22 protein-coding genes are annotated in these 19,543 nt (G+C 66.9%); 12 read left to right on the top strand and 10 right to left on the bottom strand.

The window, feature by feature from the left end; genetic code table 11:
• Positions 1 to 12 precede the first annotated feature (12 nt).
• The 4 genes from hisF (at position 13) to RRU_RS18550 (ending at position 2,412) form a co-directional block, all read left to right on the top strand.
• The gene (hisF, locus tag RRU_RS18565; RefSeq protein ID WP_011391341.1) at positions 13 to 771 is read left to right on the top strand and encodes an imidazole glycerol phosphate synthase subunit HisF; all 759 of its coding nucleotides are present in this window, start codon (positions 13 to 15) and stop codon (positions 769 to 771) included.
• Positions 772 to 844: 73 nt separating this feature from the next.
• On the top strand, positions 845 to 1,198 hold the full coding sequence (locus tag RRU_RS18560) for a phosphoribosyl-ATP diphosphatase (RefSeq protein ID WP_011391340.1): 354 nt from the start codon (positions 845 to 847) through the stop codon (positions 1,196 to 1,198).
• A 24-nt stretch (positions 1,199 to 1,222) separates the two neighbouring features.
• Positions 1,223 to 1,585 (top strand): histidine triad nucleotide-binding protein, encoded by a 363-nt coding sequence (locus RRU_RS18555; protein ID WP_011391339.1) that lies wholly within the window; start codon positions 1,223 to 1,225, stop codon positions 1,583 to 1,585.
• Between the two features lie 188 nt (positions 1,586 to 1,773).
• Positions 1,774 to 2,412, top strand: a complete 639-nt coding sequence (locus tag RRU_RS18550; RefSeq protein WP_014626622.1) for a class I SAM-dependent methyltransferase — start codon at positions 1,774 to 1,776, stop codon at positions 2,410 to 2,412.
• A 10-nt stretch (positions 2,413 to 2,422) separates the two neighbouring features.
• Here the strand turns inward: RRU_RS18550 and RRU_RS18545 are convergent, their stop codons facing one another.
• From RRU_RS18545 to RRU_RS18535, 3 genes are all read right to left on the bottom strand, one after another.
• Entirely contained in the window at positions 2,423 to 3,067 is a 645-nt protein-coding gene (locus RRU_RS18545) for a hypothetical protein (RefSeq protein ID WP_011391337.1), read from the bottom strand.
• 56 nt (positions 3,068 to 3,123) lie between these two features.
• Positions 3,124 to 4,644: a YifB family Mg chelatase-like AAA ATPase gene (locus tag RRU_RS18540; protein WP_011391336.1), complete on the bottom strand. Its 1,521-nt coding sequence runs from the start codon at positions 4,642 to 4,644 to the stop codon at positions 3,124 to 3,126.
• An 80-nt stretch (positions 4,645 to 4,724) separates the two neighbouring features.
• On the bottom strand, positions 4,725 to 5,474 hold the full coding sequence (locus RRU_RS18535; RefSeq protein WP_011391335.1) for a cytochrome b/b6 domain-containing protein: 750 nt from the start codon (positions 5,472 to 5,474) through the stop codon (positions 4,725 to 4,727).
• Positions 5,475 to 5,938: 464 nt separating this feature from the next.
• Between RRU_RS18535 and RRU_RS18530 the strand changes: the two genes are divergently transcribed.
• From RRU_RS18530 to pssA, 4 genes are all read left to right on the top strand, one after another.
• A complete protein-coding gene (locus RRU_RS18530; RefSeq protein ID WP_011391334.1) occupies positions 5,939 to 6,781 on the top strand; it encodes a hypothetical protein in 843 nt (280 codons plus the stop codon).
• A gap of 114 nt (positions 6,782 to 6,895) precedes the next feature.
• The gene (locus RRU_RS18525; protein WP_011391333.1) at positions 6,896 to 7,954 is read left to right on the top strand and encodes a LysM peptidoglycan-binding domain-containing protein; all 1,059 of its coding nucleotides are present in this window, start codon (positions 6,896 to 6,898) and stop codon (positions 7,952 to 7,954) included.
• 153 nt (positions 7,955 to 8,107) lie between these two features.
• Positions 8,108 to 8,818 (top strand): phosphatidylserine decarboxylase, encoded by a 711-nt coding sequence (locus RRU_RS18520; RefSeq protein WP_011391332.1) that lies wholly within the window; start codon positions 8,108 to 8,110, stop codon positions 8,816 to 8,818.
• The gene (gene pssA / locus RRU_RS18515; RefSeq protein WP_011391331.1) at positions 8,818 to 9,645 is read left to right on the top strand and encodes a CDP-diacylglycerol--serine O-phosphatidyltransferase; all 828 of its coding nucleotides are present in this window, start codon (positions 8,818 to 8,820) and stop codon (positions 9,643 to 9,645) included. The genes RRU_RS18520 and pssA overlap by 1 nt, the downstream gene beginning before the upstream one ends.
• Before the next feature lie 17 nt (positions 9,646 to 9,662).
• Here pssA and RRU_RS18510 read toward each other — a convergent pair whose 3' ends face one another.
• On the bottom strand, positions 9,663 to 11,645 hold the full coding sequence (locus tag RRU_RS18510; RefSeq protein ID WP_011391330.1) for a Lon protease family protein: 1,983 nt from the start codon (positions 11,643 to 11,645) through the stop codon (positions 9,663 to 9,665).
• A 59-nt stretch (positions 11,646 to 11,704) separates the two neighbouring features.
• The gene (locus tag RRU_RS18505; protein ID WP_011391329.1) at positions 11,705 to 12,112 is read right to left on the bottom strand and encodes a metallopeptidase family protein; all 408 of its coding nucleotides are present in this window, start codon (positions 12,110 to 12,112) and stop codon (positions 11,705 to 11,707) included.
• Between the two features lie 99 nt (positions 12,113 to 12,211).
• On the opposite strand from RRU_RS18505, the gene RRU_RS18500 reads away from it, so the two are divergent.
• Both RRU_RS18500 and RRU_RS18495 read left to right on the top strand, forming a co-directional pair.
• Positions 12,212 to 12,502, top strand: a complete 291-nt coding sequence (locus RRU_RS18500; protein ID WP_011391328.1) for a 4a-hydroxytetrahydrobiopterin dehydratase — start codon at positions 12,212 to 12,214, stop codon at positions 12,500 to 12,502.
• A gap of 110 nt (positions 12,503 to 12,612) precedes the next feature.
• Positions 12,613 to 13,497, top strand: a complete 885-nt coding sequence (locus RRU_RS18495) for an aromatic amino acid exporter YddG (RefSeq protein ID WP_011391327.1) — start codon at positions 12,613 to 12,615, stop codon at positions 13,495 to 13,497.
• Positions 13,498 to 13,510: 13 nt separating this feature from the next.
• Here the strand turns inward: RRU_RS18495 and htpX are convergent, their stop codons facing one another.
• Positions 13,511 to 14,392: a zinc metalloprotease HtpX gene (gene htpX, locus RRU_RS18490; RefSeq protein ID WP_011391326.1), complete on the bottom strand. Its 882-nt coding sequence runs from the start codon at positions 14,390 to 14,392 to the stop codon at positions 13,511 to 13,513.
• A 120-nt stretch (positions 14,393 to 14,512) separates the two neighbouring features.
• Here htpX and RRU_RS18485 point away from each other — a divergent pair, with 120 nt between their 5' ends.
• Both RRU_RS18485 and RRU_RS18480 read left to right on the top strand, forming a co-directional pair.
• Positions 14,513 to 14,710: a DUF1674 domain-containing protein gene (locus tag RRU_RS18485; protein ID WP_011391325.1), complete on the top strand. Its 198-nt coding sequence runs from the start codon at positions 14,513 to 14,515 to the stop codon at positions 14,708 to 14,710.
• 12 nt (positions 14,711 to 14,722) lie between these two features.
• A complete protein-coding gene (locus RRU_RS18480; protein ID WP_011391324.1) occupies positions 14,723 to 15,577 on the top strand; it encodes an EamA family transporter in 855 nt (284 codons plus the stop codon).
• 4 nt (positions 15,578 to 15,581) lie between these two features.
• Here RRU_RS18480 and RRU_RS18475 read toward each other — a convergent pair whose 3' ends face one another.
• The 4 genes from RRU_RS18475 to RRU_RS18460 all read right to left on the bottom strand — a co-directional run bounded on the left by RRU_RS18475 (position 15,582) and on the right by RRU_RS18460 (position 19,532).
• Positions 15,582 to 16,589, bottom strand: coding sequence for an NAD-dependent epimerase (locus RRU_RS18475; protein WP_011391323.1), 1,008 nt, complete (start codon positions 16,587 to 16,589; stop codon positions 15,582 to 15,584).
• A gap of 150 nt (positions 16,590 to 16,739) precedes the next feature.
• A complete protein-coding gene (gene acs / locus RRU_RS18470) occupies positions 16,740 to 18,680 on the bottom strand; it encodes an acetate--CoA ligase (protein ID WP_011391322.1) in 1,941 nt (646 codons plus the stop codon).
• An 87-nt stretch (positions 18,681 to 18,767) separates the two neighbouring features.
• Positions 18,768 to 19,121 (bottom strand): Rieske (2Fe-2S) protein, encoded by a 354-nt coding sequence (locus RRU_RS18465; protein WP_011391321.1) that lies wholly within the window; start codon positions 19,119 to 19,121, stop codon positions 18,768 to 18,770.
• Between the two features lie 3 nt (positions 19,122 to 19,124).
• On the bottom strand, positions 19,125 to 19,532 hold the full coding sequence (locus RRU_RS18460) for an EVE domain-containing protein (protein ID WP_011391320.1): 408 nt from the start codon (positions 19,530 to 19,532) through the stop codon (positions 19,125 to 19,127).
• Between the last annotated feature and the right edge of the window lie 11 nt (positions 19,533 to 19,543).

The following is a 19,543-nucleotide window of genomic DNA, read 5'->3' as shown; positions in this document are numbered from 1 at the left end:
GAAGGACGGATCATGTTGAAGATGCGCATCATCCCCTGTCTCGACGTCAAGGACGGCCGGGTGGTCAAAGGGGTTAACTTCGTCGGCCTGCGCGATGCCGGCGATCCGGTGGAACAGGCCCGGCTTTACGACGCGGCCGGGGCCGACGAGTTGTGCTTCCTTGACATCACCGCCAGCCACGAGAACCGCGACACCTTGCTTGATGTCGTCGGCCGCACCGCCGATCAGTGCTTCATGCCGCTGACCGTTGGCGGCGGCGTGCGCACGACCGAGGATATCCGCAAGCTGCTGCTGGCCGGGGCCGACAAGGTGTCGATCAACACCGCCGCCGTCACCCGCCCCGAGTTCGTGCGCGAGGCGGCCGAGACGTTCGGCGCCCAATGCGTGGTGGTGGCCCTGGACGCCAAATCGGTGGGGCCGGGACGGTTCGAGATCTTCACCCATGGCGGCCGCAAGGCCACCGGCCTGGACGCCGTGGACTGGGCCAAGCGCATGGTGGCGCTGGGGGCGGGAGAAATCCTGCTGACCTCGATGGACCGCGACGGCACCCGCCAGGGCTTTAACTTGCCGCTGACCCGGGCGATCGCCGATGCGGTGGCGGTGCCGGTCATCGCCTCGGGCGGGGTGGGTACCTTGGATCATCTGGTCGAAGGCGTGCGCGACGGTCACGCCACCGCCGTGCTTGCCGCCTCGATCTTCCACTTCGGAGAGTATACCATCGCCCAGGCCAAGGCCCATATGGCGGCGGCCGGACTCCCCATGCGGCTTTAGGGCGGCACGCGGAACAGCGGCTTCGCCCGTCGCCGCCATAACGCCGGCTCCCCATTCAAACGGAAGATCGCCGATGACCGATATCCCCCCCGCCGTCTCCCCCCCGCCCGGTCCCGAGATCATCGATGCCCTGGCGGCGGTGATCGCCAGCCGCCAGGGGGCCGATCCCGCCACCTCCTATACCGCCAAGCTGTTTGGCCGGGGCCGGGGCAAGATCGTGCAGAAATTCGGCGAGGAGGCCTTCGAGGTCGGCGTCGCCGCCCTGGTGGAAAGCCCCGAGCAGGTGGTCGCCGAAAGCGCCGATGTGCTTTATCACCTGATGGTGCTGTGGGCCGATGTCGGGGTGACCCCCGATCGGGTCTGGGCCGAATTGGCCCGCCGCTTCGGCACCTCGGGCATCGACGAGAAAGCCGCCCGCAAGAAGTGACCCTGTCTTTCCGGAGCAGTCCCCATGGCCTATGACGACAGCAATATCTTCGCCCGCATCCTGCGCGGGGAAATCCCCTGCGATAAGGTTTTCGAAGACGATCACGTTCTCGCCTTCCGCGACATCAATCCCCAGGCGCCCGTCCATGTTCTGGTGATTCCCAAGGGTCCCTATCGTTCGTGGACCGAGTTCTCGGCCACGGCCTCCGATGGCGAAATCGCCGCCCTGGTGCGCGCCGTCGGCACGGTCGCGGCCGACCTCGGTGTGGTCGAGCAGGGCTACCGGGTGCTCTCCAACATCGGCGCCGATGGCGGCCAGGAAGTGCCCCATCTGCATTTGCACCTGTTCGGCGGCCGACGCCTGGGGCGGATGATCGCCGCCGACTAGCCTCCCACCCTAGAAAACCCCCTCGCCTTCACCATCTTTGGCTGTGTCCTCCCGGAGACTTCCTGTCGGGGGACCGGCCGAAGATGTTCGAGGGGGGACGCGCGGGGATGGCTCTTTTAAAGAAATTAGGCGAAAAATGGACCGTCTTGAATACGGTCTTGTGGCGTTACTATCGAACGACGCCGGCCATGGAAACGATTTATCGGGATTTATTCCTGCGTGATTTGAAGAAATTTCAAATCGAGGATCATTTTTATCCGGTTGGCGGGGCGGCGAACCATGGCTTGTTTTACCTGATCGCCCGGTGCTTCGGCGAATTTGATATTCGCCATGTCCTTGAGCTGGGGGCCGGCCAGACAAGCATCCTGCTCAGCCAGATCAATGCGGTCAAAGGCGATAAAACCACCATTCGCACCGTCGAGCATGACCCGGCCTGGGCCGGGCATGTTCAGCAAAAAGTCTCGCAGGGCATTCATGTGGCCAAGCTGGTCGCCAAAACCATCGAAGGCCAGACGATCTCCCATTACCAAGCCGGATATTTCGACGAAACCCTCAAGTATGATTTCGTTTTGATCGACGGTCCGCCGGCCTATAGCCACGACACCCGGATGAACCGGGTTGGCGCCCTGGAAATCCACGACCATCTGGCCGATGATTTCATCGTGATCATCGATGACGCCGAGCGGCCGGGGGAAGACGCCCTGGTCGGCATGCTGCGCCGTGCTCTGAAACGCCGGGGCGTCGCCTTTCAGGAAACCGCCCTTCTGGCCGGCAAACGCCAGCATGTGTTTTGCGGCGGCGCCTATGCGCGGGCGGCGTATTTCTAAAACAAGCGCCCTATTTGGCGCCCGCGTTGGCCGGGCAGCGGTCGCCGCGCTTGGGATCGCACAGGCGGACGGTCTTGAGCAGGGCGATGGCCTGATCGCGCTCGGGCCCGGTGATCGGCGGCCCCTCATTGCCAAAGGGCGCCGTGCGCCAGATCCGTTGCACCAGATAGGCCCCCTCCCGCCCCTGCAGGAACAGGAAGAACGAGGCCTCGCCAAAGCTCATGTCCTTGCGGCGGTGGCATCCCAGCGTCCAAAAGGCCCGGCCGACGCCGTTCTTGACCTCGGTCTGCGGAACGGCCGCCGTATGGGCCTGACAGGTCTTCTCATAGGCGCCGACCGTGCGCTGATAGGTTTGCTTGATATCGGGCGCGTCGGATCCCCGGGCCATGGTGACGACGACCATGTCCTTCCAGCTATTGCCGTCCTGGGCATTGGGGATGAACACCCCCCGGCTCAGGCTGTCGCCGTCGACGGAATGCAGAACCTTCCAGCCCGGCGGCAGGGTGAACAGCAAGGTCTCGCCGCCGGCCGTTGGCGAGGCCGGGGCGGCGGGGGCCGAAGGTCCCGGCGCCTGGGCGAAGGCCGGAACGGCGGGCGGCGCCAGGACACCGAGGAGAACAAGGGCCGCAAGGGCCAGGGGGCGACGATCAAGCATGGCGCCCAGCCTACCCCGGATGGGCGCCGATGGGGAGGGCCGTCGCGCGCCTCCCCTTACACCGCGCTCTGGCGGCCGGGACCCCGGCGGCGGTAAGACAGCGCCTCGGCGATATGGGTGCGGGTGATGGCGGCCGCGCCTTCCAGATCGGCGATAGTGCGCGCCACCCGCAGCACCCGGTGATAGCCGCGCGCCGAGAGCCGCAGCCGGCCGGTGGCCTCGATCAGCAGGGCCTGCCCCGGGGCGTCGGGAGTGGCGACGCGGTCGAGCAGGGCGCCCGAGGCTTCGCGGTTGGTGGTGATCTTCGTTCCGGCATAGCGTTCGGCCTGCAGGGCGCGGGCCTCGGCGACGCGGGCGGCCACCGTGGCCGTCGCTTCGCCCGGGCGCAGGCGAGCCAGATCGAAGGGGGCGACCGCCGGCACCTCGACATGCAGATCGATGCGGTCGAACAGCGGCCCGGAAATCCGCGCCTGATACTCCTCGGCGCAGCGCGGGGCCCGCGAACAGGCCTGGGCCGGGTCGTCAAGATGGCCGCAGCGGCAGGGGTTCATCGCCGCCACCAATTGGAAGCGCGCCGGATAGGTGACATGCAGATTGGCCCGGCTGACGGCGATGGTGCCGGTTTCCAGGGGCTGGCGCAGGGCTTCCAGGGCGGCGCGCTGGAATTCGGGCAATTCATCAAGGAACAGCACGCCGTTATGGGCAAGGCTGATCTCGCCGGGCCGGGCGCGCAGGCCGCCACCGGCGATGGCGGCGGCCGAGGCGGTGTGGTGGGGATCGCGAAAGGGCCGCCGGCGCAACAGGCGGCCGTTCTCCAGCTTGCCGGCGACGCTGTGGATCATGCTGACCTCCAGCGCCTCGGCCGGGGTCAGCGGCGGCAATAAGCCGGGCAGGCGCTGGGCCAGCATCGATTTGCCCGATCCCGGCGGCCCGACCAGCAGCAGGTTATGGGCGCCGGCGGCGGCGATCTCCAGGGCGCGCCGGGCGGTTTCCTGGCCCTTGACCTCGGACAGATCGGCGATAACCGTGGGGTCGCTGGCGATCTCGGCCCGCGGCCGCCCCAGGATCTGGGTGCCCTTCAGGTGGTTGACCAGTTCAAGCAGCCCGGCCGGGGCCAGAACGTCGCCCGAAGCCGCCCAGGCCGCCTCGCCGCCCTGGGCGGCCGGGCAGACCAGCCCGCGATCGCTGGCCTGGGCGGCCAGGGCGGCGGGCAGAACGCCGGCGACGGCGGCGATCGATCCGTCAAGCCCCAGTTCACCCAGCACCAGATAGCCATCGAGATCGCCGGGATCGAGGATCCCCATGCCGAGCAACAGGCCCAGGGCGATCGGCAGATCGAAGTGGCTGCCTTCCTTTTGCACATCGGCCGGGGCGAGGTTGACGGTGATGCGATTGGGCGGCAGCGACAGGCCGATGGCGGCCAGGGCGCTGCGCACTCGCTCGCGGCTTTCGCCCACCGCCTTATCGGGCAGGCCAACGACGGTGAAGGCGGGAAGGCCGCCGGTGATCGACACCTGAACCTCGATCGCCAGGGTGTCGATTCCCTGGAAGGCCACCGTATGAACCCGCGCCCCCATGCCACTCTACTCCCCACCGCGATCACAACCAGTAGAAGCGGCGCGGCGGGGAAAGAGCAACTTAAAAAAGCACCCGGCGATCAGCCGGCCAGATGGACGATCCACCACACGAAAGCGCCGCTGCCCGCCAACAAGATCAGGGCGAACAGGCTGGCAACCACCGGGCCATAGATCTTGGGGGCTTCGGCGGCCCGCTCGATCGACACCCGGCGCACGCCCAGCACCATCGGACGGATGCGGTTCTCGTGCTTGAACACCAGCGAGCCGACGGCGACCAGGATATGGAGGGCGATCAGGGCGAGAATAACGTTGAACAGCGTCTTATGAACGAAGGTGAAGGTCTTCATCGTCGAACTCGACACCAGCGAGGCCAGCGGCCCGTCGGTGGCGATGTCGTCGGTGGAGAACAGCCCGGTCACCGCCAACAGAGTGAGCAGGGTCAACAGGCCAAGGACCATCAGGGCGCCGACCGGGTTATGGGCGAGGGGCTCCGGCGCTCCCTTGGCCATCGCCTTGAGGTAGCTGATCACGCCCTTGGGCCCGCGCACGAAATGGGTGAAGCGCGAGGTCGGGCTGCCGACCAGTCCCCACAGCACCCGGTAGATGACCAGGGCAAGCACCGCCTCGCCGGCCAGCATATGAACGGAGATGGGCAGCCAGCCCTCGCCGCTGGCGTAGAGCACGATCATCAGCAGCACCAGAACCCAGTGGAAGACCCGCGTCGGCAGATCCCAGACCGCGACCGTGCGGGTCCGCTCGACGGCGATCTTGGGGGGGGGAACGGGGGCGATGGGAGCGGCTTGATCGACGGCCAGGGTATCGTCGTGCATGATAGTCTCCTCGGATGGGCGGCAAGGATCGCGCGCCGCGCGCCCTTGCCCGATCTTCCACCAACGGCGGAAGACAAACACGAAAACAGGGTCTTTCTCGCACCCTGGGGCAAAGGGCGGGGAAAACAGCGATTAAGCGAAAAAGCATCCGGATACACGGCGGGAAGTTTCCCATGAAATGGTCCGGGCGACAAGTGCGGGACCGGAAAGGCGGCCGGCCGGCCCGCCCTGCGCAGCGCCATTGATCGCCCGGGCGAAGTGTGGTGCTCTGCCCGGCGCGCCACCGGAAGGTTTGGACCGGCGAGCGGAAAAACCGGCGGCTGATTTCCGCGCTTTCGCCCGTCCAAACCTTTTGAATCCCGATCGAACCGCGTTGAAGGATCTTGCTTTAACGCGATGTGATCGAGGATGGCCGCCGGTTTTTTACGTATCAGGCTTGCAAGGAGCGTCCCGTCGTCCCGCCCATGAGTGTTTCCCTTCTTCCTTCGCTTCTGCCCTTCGCCCTGGCGGTGGCCGGCGCCGGCCTTGCCGGGTTGGTCGGCCGGCTGCTTGGCCGAGCCGAGCTTGGCGACCGCCTGGCCGGCCTGGGCATCGTTCTGGGGCTGGGGGCGGGCTGGCTGTGGTTGGGCGGGCCGGCGGTGCCGACCATCGCCGCCGATTGGGCGATCGCCGCCGGGGCGCTGGCGACGGCGGGGGGCGTGGTCGCCGATGCCTTGCGGCTTGGCCGGGGGCCGCGTTTGCTGGCCTTGGGCCTGGGGGCGGTGGCCGGCGGCTGGGTGATGGCGGTGGCCGGCGGCGTGGCCGCCGGGCTGTCGGCGCCCACGGCGCTGCTCGCCTGGGGCCTGACGGCGGCGGCGTGGATCGGCGTCCTTCTGCGCCTTGAAGGGCGTGGCGCCTCGGCCCCGGTGGCGGTGCTGGCCGCGGCGCTCGGTCTGGGCGGAGTCGCCTGGGCCCTGGATAACGCCCCGGTGATGGGGTTGGCGCCGGTGTTGATCTGCGCCCTGCTTGGATGGGTCTTGTGGTCGGGCCTGCGCCGTCTGGCGTTCTCGGCCACCGCCTGCGCCGCTTCGGCCGGTTTCACCGTCGCCTTGGCCACTGCCATGGCCTTGGATATGCCCGGCGCCCTGCCCGCCCTGGCGGTCGGCGGCCTGTGCCTGTTCGCCGATGGCACGGCGGCCCGCCTTGTGCCGCCAAGGCGGCGTAAGGTGCCGCGCCATCGTCTGCTGGTCCATGCCGGCCTGTCCCTGGCGCCGCTGCCCATCGCCCTGGCCCTGGCCCTGATCGCCGCCGGCATGCCGGCCCACTAGGCGGTTCGCCGATCCGCCGGGCGCGCCGCGGGGAAAGGACGGTGGACAATCTGTTCTCGCCGCCGTCTGTTGGGGTATAGTGGACGGCCGAACCGATCCAGCGGAGCGCCTGCCGTGACCAACCGCATTCGTCTTGTGGCCGCCATCATCGTGGCGCTGCTGCTGGTCTCTATTGCCGTGCTGGTGATGGGCCCGGCGCCCAACTTCTCCCCCGAAGCCCCCAAACCGAGGTCCGGCGCCCTGGCCCCGGGCCCTGGCGCCACCCCCGGCCCCGCCCCTGGTCCCGCGTCGGGCGCCCTTCCCGCCCCGGCCCCCACCTCCCCGCAATCGGCGGCCAAGCCTTTGGCCTTCGATATCTTGCGCATTGAAAAGGATGGCGCCCTGGTCGCCGCCGGCCGGGCCGAGCCCGGGGCGGCGGTGATCTTGCGCGACGAGCGGGGAATTCTTGCCGAGGGCCGCGCCGGCGCGCGGGGCGACTGGGTGCTGACGCCCAGCCGGCCGCTGGCGGCGGGGGATCATCTGCTGTCGCTTGAAAGCCGTGACGCCAGCGGCCCGCCGCGTGTTCTCGATGAAAAGGTGGCGGTCAGCGTTCCCCAGCCGGCCAGCCCGGCCCCGGTGATCGCCCTGGCCCAGCCTTCGGTCGGGCCTTCGCGCCTGCTGCAGGGGCCGCCGCCGGTCAGCGGAGCGGCGGAGTCGACCGATCTGGTGATCGTCACCGTCGATTACGATGAAAGCGGACGATTGTCGGTGGGCGGCACGGCGGCGCCCGGCGACAGCGTGCGCGCCTATCTTGATAACACGGCGATCGGCGAGGGCGTGGTTGGCGCCGACGGCCGGTGGGCGGTGACCACTCCCTCGCCCCTCGCTCCGGGCCGCTATACCCTGCGCGCCGATGCGATCGGCCCCGGGGGCAAGGTCGGCGGCCGGGTGGAAATTCCCTTCCTGCGTCCCGATGTCCTGCCCAGTCCGGGGGACGGCGGCATGATGTTCGTCGTCCAGCCCGGTAATAATCTGTGGGCGCTCGCCCGCCGGGTCTATGGCGAGGGAACGCGCTATACCGTGATCTATGAAGCCAATCAGGCGCAGATCCGCGATCCCGATCTGATCTATCCCGGCCAGATCTTCGCGGTTCCCGACCAACCCGGGCGCCCCCCGGCCACCTCGTCCCCCTAAAGGGGCGTTTTTGCCGGACCCGGCGGGCGGGCGCAACCCGCCGTCGGCAAAGGGCGTTGAGGGGATTGGGACCCCCCCCCGGCCTGTCCTTCCATCAGAGCGCCCCTCTCGATCGTCGCCCCAGGAACTTTAAAAAAACCGGAGGATATCCCCTTGCGCCGCTTCGACATCGGCTGGAAAACCTACCTGCTTCCCGAGATACATCCCGAGGGCTGGCGGTTCATCAGCATCTTCGCCGCCGTCACCTTTGGACTGTGGCTTTGGCAAGACTGGCTGGTCGTTCCCGGTCTGGTTCTGACCATCTGGTGCGTCTATTTCTTCCGCAATCCCAAGCGCACCGTTCCCGATCGGCTTGGGCTGGTCGTCACCCCGGCCAGCGGCATCGTGCAGATGGTCGGTCTGGTCGATCCGCCGGCCGAACTGGCCCTTGATCCGCCGGGCCCGCGCCAGCGCATCAGCGTGTTCATGAGCGTCTTCGATTGCCATGTGAACCGCTGCCCGGTGGGCGGCACGGTGCGCAAGATCGTTTACGCCCCGGGTAAATTCGTCAACGCCACCCTCGACAAGGCCAGCGCCGACAACGAGCGCAACAGCGTGGTGCTTGATATCGGCCAGAGCCGCGACCTCGCCTTCGTTCAGATCGCCGGGCTGGTGGCGCGGCGCATCCGCTGCGATCTGGTCGAAGGCCAAAGCGTGCTGACCGGCGAGATCATGGGGTTGATCCGTTTTGGCAGCCGTCTTGATATCTATCTGCCGCCCGGCGCCGCGCCGCTGGTCGCCCCCGGGCAAAGCTGTATTTCCGGGGAAACCGTCCTAGCCGATCTGGCTTCGGCCGAACCCGAACGTTTGGGAGTTCTGCGCTGATGGTCCGCCACCCCCACGTCCTGCGCCGGAGCACCCCGCGATTTCAGGGGATGCCGTTCAACAAGATGGTCCCCAATATGCTGACCTTGCTGGCGCTTTGCGCCGGCTTGACGTCCATTCGCTATGGGCTGCATGGGGAATACCAGAAGGCGGTGGTCGCCCTGGTGTTTTCGGCCATCTTCGACGGCCTGGACGGGCGGGTGGCGCGCTTGCTCAAGGGCACCAGCCAGTTCGGCGCCGAACTCGACAGCCTGTCGGATTTCGTCTGCTTCGGCGTCGCCCCGGCGATGCTTTTGTATTTATGGACGATGAGCGGCGCCGGTGGCATCGGCTGGGCCCTGGTCTTGCTCTATGTCGTGTGCTGCGGCCTGCGGCTGGCCCGGTTCAATACCCAGTTGATGGGCGAAAAGGACCTGCCGTCCTGGGCCTATAACTATTTCACCGGGGTGCCCGCCCCGGCGGCGGCCGGTCTGGTGTTGTTGCCGATGATCTTGTCGTTTGAAAGCGGCGCCGATTTCCTGGTCAGCCCGGTGGTTGCCGGGGTGTTCCTGGTTGGTGTGGCGGCGCTGATGGTCAGCAAGCTGCCGACCTTCAGCTTCAAGAAAGCCAAGATCCCCCACGTCTATGTGCTGCCGCTGATGCTGGCCATCGGCGTTTTGGCCGCCTTTCTGGTGACCAATCCCTGGCTGACGCTGGGCGGCCTTGGCCTGTTCTATCTGGCCCTGCTGCCCTTCGGCCTGCGCTCGTTCCGCAAGCTTCAGCGCGAGGCCCAGCAGGTGACGGGCGAAATCGCCGAGGAAACGGTCGGCGCTCCGCCCGAGCCCTGAGTGAAATAACGGGCCGCTTACGGTCGGCCGCGTCGCGGCGGACCATCGAAGGTCTCGCGCGAGCGCCGCGCGAAGCTTTCCAGGCGGCGGGCGACCCGGCGATTAAGCGAGCCCTCGGGGAAGCCGCCGTCGCGGCCGCGCTCGCCCGGGATCAGCCCGGTCAGGATGGCGATGCCCTCGTCGACGGTGGCGATCGGATAAACGTGGAAAAGGCCTGTGTCGCAGGCCTCGACCACCTCGTCGCGCAGCATCAGATTGCGCAGATTGGCGCGCGGAATCAGCACGCCCTGATCGCCGGTCAGGCCACGCGCCGCGCAGACCTCGAAAAAGCCCTCGATCTTTTCATTCACGCCGCCGATCGGCTGGATATTGCCGAACTGGTCGACCGAGCCGGTCACCGCCAGCGACTGGCGGATCGGCGCCTCGGCCAGGGCCGAAAGCAGGGCGTAAAGCTCGGGCGACGAGGCCGAATCGCCGTCGACCTCGCAATAGGATTGCTCGAAGACCAGACTGGCCGCCAGATTGAGCAGGCCGTCGACCGAAAAGCGCGTCGACAGGAAGGCCGACAGGATCAGCACCCCCTTGCTGTGCAGCGGCCCGCCCAGATCGACCTCGCGCTCGATATCGGTGACCTCGCCGCGGCCGACGCGCACGGCGCAGGTGATGCGGCTGGGCCGGCCGAAGCTGGCGCGGCCGTAATCGAGCACGGCCAGCCCGTTGATCTGGCCGACCACCGCGCCGGTGGTCTCGACGCGGATGGTGCCGTCGAGGATCTCTTCGAGCAGCAGGTCGCGGACCCGGCCCTCGCGGCGTTCCTGGGCGGTCAGGGCGCGCTCCACATGGTCGCGGCCGATCACCCCGGCGCCGTCTTGGCGGGCGAAGAACCCGGCCTCGCGCGCCAAATCGATCAGCGGCTCCATGCGCGCGGTCAGCTTGTCCGTATCCTCAGCCAGACGCACGGCGCGATCGACGATGCGGGCGACGGCGCCGCGATCAAGCGGCGGCAGGTCCTCGGCGCGACCGCCCTCGGCCAGAACCCGCGCCAAGCCCAGCACCGCTTCGGGGGTGCGCTTCATCTGGTCGTCGAAATCGGCGGCGACCTTGAACAGGGCGGCGAATTCGGGGTCGCTGTCCCACAGGTCATAGTAGAGATCGGGCTCGCCAAACAGCACGACCTTGAGGGCGAGCGGCAGGGGCGAAGGCTCGGGCGTCGGCGCCGCCACGGCGCCCAAGGCGCGCTCGGCTTCGGTGACAACGCGGATCTGGCCGTGACGCAGGCTGTGCTTGAGGTCTTCCCAGGCGCCCGGCGTCGTCAGCACCTTATGGGCATCGAGCAGTAGAAAGCCGCCATTGGCCCGCTGCAGGGCGCCCGGGCGGATCAGGCTGACCACCGGCGCGCCGGGGGCGGCCACATGTTCCACCCATCCCGAAAGGGCGGCCCGCGTCGGGTTATCCTCGCGAATGATCGGCGCGCCCGCGCCGGGCGCGTGGCTGACCAAAGCTTCGGCCCGCCAGATCTTGCCGGTGGCGCTGTCCTGACTGAGGCGGGCGAAGAGCGGCGCCACATCGGGCAGATCGGCGAAGGCGGCGCCGCCGTCTTCGGCGGCAGGCGCGCTCCATTCGGCCGTCCAATCGGTGGCCAGGGCGTCAACGGCCGCAAGGAACCCCTTGGCCCGCCCGGCGGGCAGGCGCAAGGGGGTCGGGCGCAGGGGATCGGCCGGATCGTGCAGGATCACCCAGTCGTCGGGGGTGGGCTTTTGGCGGGCCGCCTCGGCCAGCAGGGCGCCGGTCAGGGCGCGCTTTCCCGTGCCCTCGGGGCCCATGCAGAACAGATTATACCCCGGCGCCGCCATGGCGAGGGCGAAGGCCACCGCCTCGAGCGCCCGCTCCTGGCCAAGCGGACCCTTGGGCGCGGTCAGATCCGCGGTGGTTTCGAAGGGCAGGCCGGCGGGGTCGCAGGGGCGGCGCAAAGCCGGGGCGCCAAGAGGGGAAACGGTCATGGAAGGCTGCTGATCCTGAAATAAGGAAAAGGGAGGTGACCCTATCACCGCCCAGTCATTTAGTCGTCCTGCGCATCGAGGGCTTCCATATCCGGGTCGGAGAAGCCGAAGTGATGGCCGATCTCGTGGATCAGCACATGGCGGACCAGCAAGGTCAGGTCCTCGCCGGTTTCCACCCAGTAATCGAGCAGCGGCGAGCGATAGAGAAACACCATGTCCGGGGCGAGCGGCTGATCGAGCACGCTTTTGCGATCAAGCGACACCCCCTGATACAGGCCGAGCAGTTCGAAGGGGCTTTCCAGCTCCATTTCGGCGATCACATCGTCATCGGGAAAGTCTTCGACGCGGATGACCAGATCGGCGCAGCGCGAGCGCAGCAGATCGGGAATGGCGTCGAAGGCCTCGCGGGCGATGGCTTCGATATCGGCCAGGGTCGGGGCGAAGGTGAAACGCGGCGTATCGGTCATGGCGGGCCTCGACGAATAAGAGCTTGATCGGGGATCGTTCTGCTCCATGTCACGGAAGTGTTCGCCTTTTCCCCTTCCCGCCGCAAGGGAGAACCGCCGATGACCGACCGTCTTGATGACCCAGCCCTTGACCGCCAGCTTGCCGATCACCCCGATTGGACGATCACCAGCGCCCGCACGGCCCTGACCCGCAGCTTCGGTTTCAAGGATTTCTCCGAAGCCTTCGGCTTCATGGCCCGGGTCGCCCTGGAAGCCCAGGCCCAGGACCACCATCCCGACTGGTCCAACAGCTACAACCGCGTTGATATCACGCTCTCGACCCATGATTCTGGCGGCCTGAGCGCCAAGGACTTCGCCCTGGCCAAGGCGATCGATCGCATCGTCGGGTAGGGGGGGCGCGGGCGGAAGACCCTCTGGACAGCTTGGTCGTTTTACCGGTAGGACAGTCCTGTCCCCCGCCGCCGCCCGTCCCTTGCCCGTCTCCAAGGAACTCCCCTCCGATGTCGTCTTCGCGCGCCACCCTGATCGGGTCCACGGCTGTCTTGATGTGGGGAACCCTTGCCCTGCTGACCACCTGGACCGGGGCGGTGCCGCCCTTCCAGTTGACGGCGATGAGCTTCACCATCGCCTTTTTGCTGATGGCGGCGAAATGGCTGAGTCGCGGCGAGCGGCCGGCCGCCCATCTGCGCCAGCCGGTCGCCGCCTGGATCCTTGGCGTCTTCGGCCTGTTTGGCTATCACTTCTTTTATTTCATGGCCCTGCGCGAGGCGCCGCCGGTCGAGGCCGGCTTGATCGCCTATCTGTGGCCGCTGCTGATCGTCTTGTTCTCGGCCCTGCTGCCGGGCGAGCGGCTGCGCTGGTTCCATGTCGCCGGGGCGCTGATGGGGCTGGCGGGAACCGTGCTGCTGGTCACCCGGGGCGGGGCCATCGCCTTTGATCCGACCCATCTGGTCGGCCATCTGGCGGCCCTAGTCTGCGCCGTGACCTGGGCAACCTATTCGGTGCTGTCACGGCGCTTTGGCACGGTTCCCACCGATGCGGTCGGCTGGTTTTGCGGGGCGACCGCCCTGCTTGCCCTGCCCTGCCACCTGATCTTTGAAACCACCCACTGGCCCGAGGGGGCGGGCCAATGGCTGGCGGTGCTGGCCCTGGGGCTGGGGCCGGTGGGCGCGGCCTTCTTCACCTGGGACCACGGGGTCAAGCATGGGGATATCCAGGTGCTGGGCGCGCTCAGCTATGGCGCGCCGCTGATCTCCACCGCCCTGCTGATCGCCTTTGGCAAGGGCGAGGCGACGGCCCTGGTCGGCGCCGCCTGCCTGTTGATCGTTGGCGGCGCCCTGCTGGCGGGCAAGTCGATGCTCGCCAGATCAAAGCGCGGGGGCTGAGCCCGCCCGCCGCTCAGCCCCAGGGGCCGCGCTGGGGCCGGGGCTGAGCGAGGTCGCCACTGGCCAGGGCGCGCAGCTTGGCCACGCGGTTGGCGGTGCTGGGATGGGTGGTGAACAGATTGTCCATCCGATGGCCGTTCAAGGGATTGATGATGAACAGATGGGCGGTGGCCGGATTCTGTTCGGCCGAGGGGTTTTCGATGCCGCGCGCGGCGCGTTCGATCTTTTCAAGGGCGCTGGCCAGCCACAGCGGCTGACCGCAGATCTCGGCGCCGCCGCGATCGGCGCGGTATTCAGCGGTGCGTGAAATCGCCATCTGCACCATCATCGCCGCCAAAGGCGCCAGGATCATCATCACGATCATGCCGACGGCGCCCAGCGGATTGTTGTTGTCGCGGTTGCCGCCAAAGAAGAAGGCGAAATTCGCCAGCATCGAGATGGCGCCGGCCAGGGTGGCGGTCAGGGTCATGGTCAGGGTGTCATGATGGCGGACATGGGCCAGTTCATGGGCCATCACTCCGGCCAGTTCCTGGGGGGTGAGCGCCCGCATCAGCCCGGTCGTCGCCGCCACGGCGGCGTTTTGCGGATTGCGGCCGGTGGCGAAGGCATTGGGCTGGGGGGTGTCGATCACATAGACCTTGGGCATCGGCAGGCCGCCGCGCTGGGTCAACTGGCGGACGATGCCATACAGGTCGGGCGCGCTGCGTTCGTCGACCTCGCGCGCATTGTGCATGCGCAGCACCATCTTGTCGGAATTCCAATAGGCGAACAGGTTCATGCCGCCGGCGACCAGAAAGGCGATGACCATGCCGCTCTGGCCGCCGATCAGATAGCCGACGGCAAGGAACAGGCCGGTCATGGCGGCCAACATCACGGCGACGCGGAAGAAGCTCATCGCGGGTTCTCCAGGATGGACGGGGCGGCGATCCTGAGATAAGGCAAGGGAAAGCCCCGTCAAGTCACCGATGACGGGTGGCGGCCCTGCGCATGGGGCCCGCCGCCCCGGAGGATCACCATGACATCCAAGGACCCCAGACCCGCCCCCGCCTCCCCCGCCCAAGACGAGGCGGTCCCCGCCCCCCTCGCTCAAGACGAAGCGGTCCCCGCCTCGCCGCCCGCCGACCCCAAGCCGGTGGAACACGGCGGTCCGCGCGGACCCGAGCCCACCCGCTATAACGATTGGGAACGCAACGGCCGCTGCAGCGACTTCTAGGATCTTCCCACGATGGATCCCTTGGTTTTCGCCCTGGTTCTGGGCGCCGCGGCGATGCACGCGGGCTGGAATGCCGTGGTCAAGGTCGGGCTGGACGGTTTCAGCGCCGTGATGCTGATTTCGATGGCGGCGGGGGTTCTGTCGCTGCTCGGCCTGCCCTTCGTGCCCTTTCCCGAGCCGGCGAGCTGGCCGTTCCTGGCGCTTTCGGGCTGTTTGCACATGGGCTATAACGTGGCCTTGATCGGCGCCTATCGCGCCGGCGATTTCGGCCAGATCTATCCGATCGCCCGGGGGGCCGCGCCCTTGATGGTCGCCGTGCTCTCGGCCCTGCTGCTTGACGAGCCGCCCGGGCTGGTCGCCGCCCTTGGCATCGCCCTGCTGGTTGGCGGCGTCTGGCTGATGTCGATCCGCGGCGGGGCGGTCGGCCGAAGCGGCGGTCTGCCCGAACGCCGCGCCCTGCTCGCCGCCCTGATGACCTCGTGCTTCATCGCCGCCTATACCCTGTCAGACGGCTTGGGCGGCCGCGCCGCCGGCTCGGCCCATGCCTATGCCCTGTGGCTTTTCGCCCTTGATGGCGTGCTTGCCCTGTTGGTCACCGTGGTCTTGCGCGGGCGGGCGATCTTCAAGGGCATGGCCCGCGCCCTGCCCGCCGGCATCGGCGGCGGCGCCCTGTCGCTCGGCGCCTATTGGACGGTGATCTGGGCGATGAGCGTCGCGCCCCTTGGTCAAGTGGCGGCCTTGCGCGAAAGCAGCGTGCTGTTCGCCCTGCTGATCTCGGTGGTTTTCCTCGGCGAAAAGGCCAGTCGCTGGCGGCTGGGGGCGGCGGCGCTGATCGCCTGCGGCGCCGGGGTGATCCGGCTGGCCTGAGGGGTTAGGGCTTGTAGTATCCCCGATACCAGTCAACGAAGCGGCGCACCCCTTCTTCGACGCCGATCTTGGGGGCATAGCCGGTATCGGCGGCCAGGGCGCTGACATCGGCCCAGGTGCCCGGCACATCGCCAAGCTGCATGGGCAGCATCTCTTTCTTGGCCGTCACCCCCAGGCAGCCTTCCAGCACCTCGATATAGCGCATCAATTCGACCGGCTGGCTGTTGCCGATGTTATAGACGCGGAAGGGGCCGACCGGGCTGCCCGCCGGATCGGGCTGCGCCGCCCCGCCCGCCATCGCCACCGGGATCTTGGCGCTGGCGCGCAAGATGCCATCGACGATGTCATCGATATAGGTGAAGTCGCGGACCATCTTGCCGTGATTGAACACGCGGATCGGCTCGCCCTTCAGCATCGCCTCGGTGAACAGGAACAAGGCCATGTCGGGCCGGCCCCAGGGGCCATAGACGGTGAAAAAGCGCAGTGCGGTTGACGGCAACTGGTAAATATTGGCGTAGGAATGCGCCATCATCTCGGTTGCCCGCTTGGTCGCGGCATAGAAGGTCAGCGGATGGTCGGCCGGCTGATGCTCGGAAAACGGCTGGGTCTTATTGGCCCCATAGACCGAACTGGTCGAGGCGAAGACCAGATGCTCCACACCGGTTTTGCGGCAGCCTTCCAGCACCGAGAAGGTGCCCATCAGGTTCGATTCCAGATAGGCCCGGGGATTTTCCACGCTGTAGCGCACTCCCGCCTGGGCGGCCAGATGAATGACGCGCCGCGGACGGGCCGCCCGGAAAACCGCATCCACCCCGGCCTCGTCGGCTAGATCAAGGCGATGCTCGGAAAACCCCGGGAAGGCCTTCAGCCGCGCCACCCGCGCTTCCTTCAGCCCGACATCGTAATACGGGGTGTAACAATCGATCCCCACCACCTGCTCGCCCTCTTGCAAAAGACGCAGAGCGACATGGCTGCCGATGAAACCGGCGGTGCCGGTAACGAGAGTGGTCATCCCTTGGGGTCCGTTGCGGCTGAAGAGAGCGGGCGAGGAAAGAAGCCCGGGATGTATAAGCCAAGGGGGGGGCTGTGGAAAGCCGTCAGCGAAAAGGGCCGGACGTTGCCGCCCGGCCCCTCGCCTGCTTGGGTCTTCGCCCGCCGCGTTTTACGCCTGGGGACGATTGGCGATCAGGTCTTCCACCACCGTCGGATCGGCCAGGGTCGAGGTATCGCCAAGGGCGCCGAATTCGTTCTCGGCGATCTTGCGCAGGATGCGGCGCATGATCTTGCCCGAGCGCGTCTTGGGCAGGCCGGGCGCCCACTGGATGATATCGGGGCTGGCGATCGGTCCGATGTCCTTGCGGACCCAGGCCACCAGTTCCTTGCGCAGGGCGTCGGTTTCCTTCTCGCCGGCCACCAGGGTGACATAGGCGTAGATGCCTTGGCCCTTGATGTCGTGGGGGAAGCCGACGACGGCGGCTTCGGCCACCTTGGGATGGGCGACCAGGGCCGATTCGATCTCGGCCGTTCCCATGCGGTGGCCCGACACGTTGATGACGTCATCGACGCGGCCGGTGATCCAGTAATAGCCGTCCTCGTCGCGGCGGCAGCCGTCGCCGGTGAAGTAATAGCCCTTGTAGGTGGAGAAATAGGTCTGCACGAAGCGCTCGTGATCGCCATAGACCGTGCGCATCTGCCCCGGCCACGAGCGGGCGATGCACAGATTGCCCTCGGTCGCCCCGCTCAGTTCGTTGCCCTCGGCATCGACCAGCACCGGCTCGACCCCGAAGAACGGCAAGGTGGCCGATCCGGGCTTGAGCTTGGTCGCCCCGGGCAGCGGCGTGATCAGGATGCCGCCGGTTTCGGTCTGCCACCAAGTATCGACGATCGGGCACCGATCCTCGCCCACCACCCGGTGGTACCAGGTCCAGGCCTCGGGATTGATCGGTTCGCCGACCGAGCCAAGGATGCGCAGCGACGAGCGGTCATGCTTCTTCACCGGCTCCTCGCCCTCGCGCATCAGGGCGCGGATGGCGGTGGGGGCGGTGTAGAAGATGTTGACCTTGTGCTTTTCCACCACCTGCCAGAAACGCGACACGTCGGGATAATTGGGCACGCCTTCGAACATCAGGCTGATGGCGCCATTGGCCAGCGGCCCGTAAACGATATAGCTGTGGCCGGTCACCCAGCCGACATCGGCCGTGCACCAGTAAACCTCGCCGTCCTTGTAGTCGAAGACGTATTCATGGGTCATCGACACATAGACCAGATAGCCGCCTGAGGTATGCAGCACGCCCTTGGGCTTGCCGGTCGAGCCCGAGGTGTACAGGATGAACAGCGGATCCTCGGCGTTCATTTCCTCGGGCTGGCATTCGGCGGGCTGGTTGGCGGTGATCTCGTGGTACCAGACATCGCGGCCTTCGACGGTGTCAATGGCGCCGCCGGTGCGCTTGACCACCACCACCGTCTTGACGCTCGGGCAATGCTCCAAGGCGGTGTCGACGTTCTTTTTCAGCGCCACCTTGCGGCCGCCGCGCAGACCCTCGTCGGAGGTGATGACCAGGGTGCATTCGGAATCCTGGATGCGATTGGCCAGGCTATCGGGCGAGAAACCGCCGAACACGATGGAATGAACGGCGCCGATGCGGGCGCAGGCCAGCATCGCCACCGCCGCCTCGGGGATCATCGGCAGATAAATGCAGACGCGGTCGCCCTTTTTGACGCCCAACTCGCGGAAGGCGTTGGCCAGCTTGCACACCCGCTCGTAAAGATCGCGGTAGGTGATGCGGGCGTCGTCCTTGGGGTCGTCGCCCTCCCACAGGATGGCGGTCTGGTCGCCCCGGGTTTCCAGGTGACGGTCCAGGCAGTTGACCGACACGTTGAGCGTGCCGTCGTGGAACCAGCGGATATGCACGTCGTGGGGATCAAAGGAAACATCCTTCACCGCGGTAAAGGGTTTGATCCAGTCGATGCGCTTGCCATGCTCGGCCCAAAAGGCGTCGGGGTCGGCGATGGAGGACTTGTAAAGATCAAGGTATTGCGCCTCGTTGACCAAGGCGGCTTTGGCGATGGCTTCGGGCACCGGAACCAGAACGGACTCAGACATGTACTCTCTCCCCTTTTTTTCACTAATGTTTCCGCTTTCAGCGGAATTGATCGTTGGCGTAACTCTAAAAGCAACCGGCCTTCGCTGTCATGGGATTTCGCCAAAGACGATGCCGTCGCGCACGGATAGGGCGATCGGCCGCAGGCGATCCCCTTTGCAGGGCCCCTCGACGCAGAGCCCGCTATCGATCAGGAACAGCGCCCCGTGGGTGGCGCATTGAATGTAGCGATGGTCCAGATCGAAAAAATCATCGGGTCTGAAATCAAGCGGGATGTGGTTGTGCGGACAGGAATTGACATAGCCGAAAACCCCCTGGCCCCGGCGAACGACGACAAGGCGCAGCGGCAAGCCGTCGCCATCGCTCACCCTCAGCCCGCGCGCTCCCGGATCGCCCAAATCGGCCAAGGCGCACAGCGCCTGGACGGACCGGGCGGCGGCCATGGGCTAAAGCCCGCCCAGGCCGCGGATCAGCCCCCAGGACGCCTCGTCGACCGATGAGACCGACAGCCGCGACTGGCGCACCAGCCCAAGGTGGGAAAGCCGGGGATCGGCCTTGATCATGGCCAGGGTCACCGGCGTTGGCAGGGTGTGAAGGGCCTTGAAATCGACCATGCCGAAGCGGTGGGCGGGATCGGTCGGGTCGGGGTAGTATTCCTTTACCACCTCGACGATGCCGACGATTCGCTTCTCATTGACCGAATGATAGAAAAAGGCCTGATCGCCCAGCCGCATGGCCTTCATGTGGTTGGAGGCCTGATGGTTGCGCACGCCATCCCAATGTTCGATTCCCTTGTCGAGCTGATTCTGCCACGACCAAGTGGACGGTTCGGATTTCACCAGCCAATAGGCCATTCGCCACCTCT

Origin of the sequence: Rhodospirillum rubrum ATCC 11170, assembly GCF_000013085.1 — a bacterium.
In the GTDB taxonomy this organism is placed as follows: domain Bacteria; phylum Pseudomonadota; class Alphaproteobacteria; order Rhodospirillales; family Rhodospirillaceae; genus Rhodospirillum; species Rhodospirillum rubrum.
Note: the sequence above shows the minus strand (reverse complement) of the source record. Positions and strands in the feature narration are given on the sequence as shown.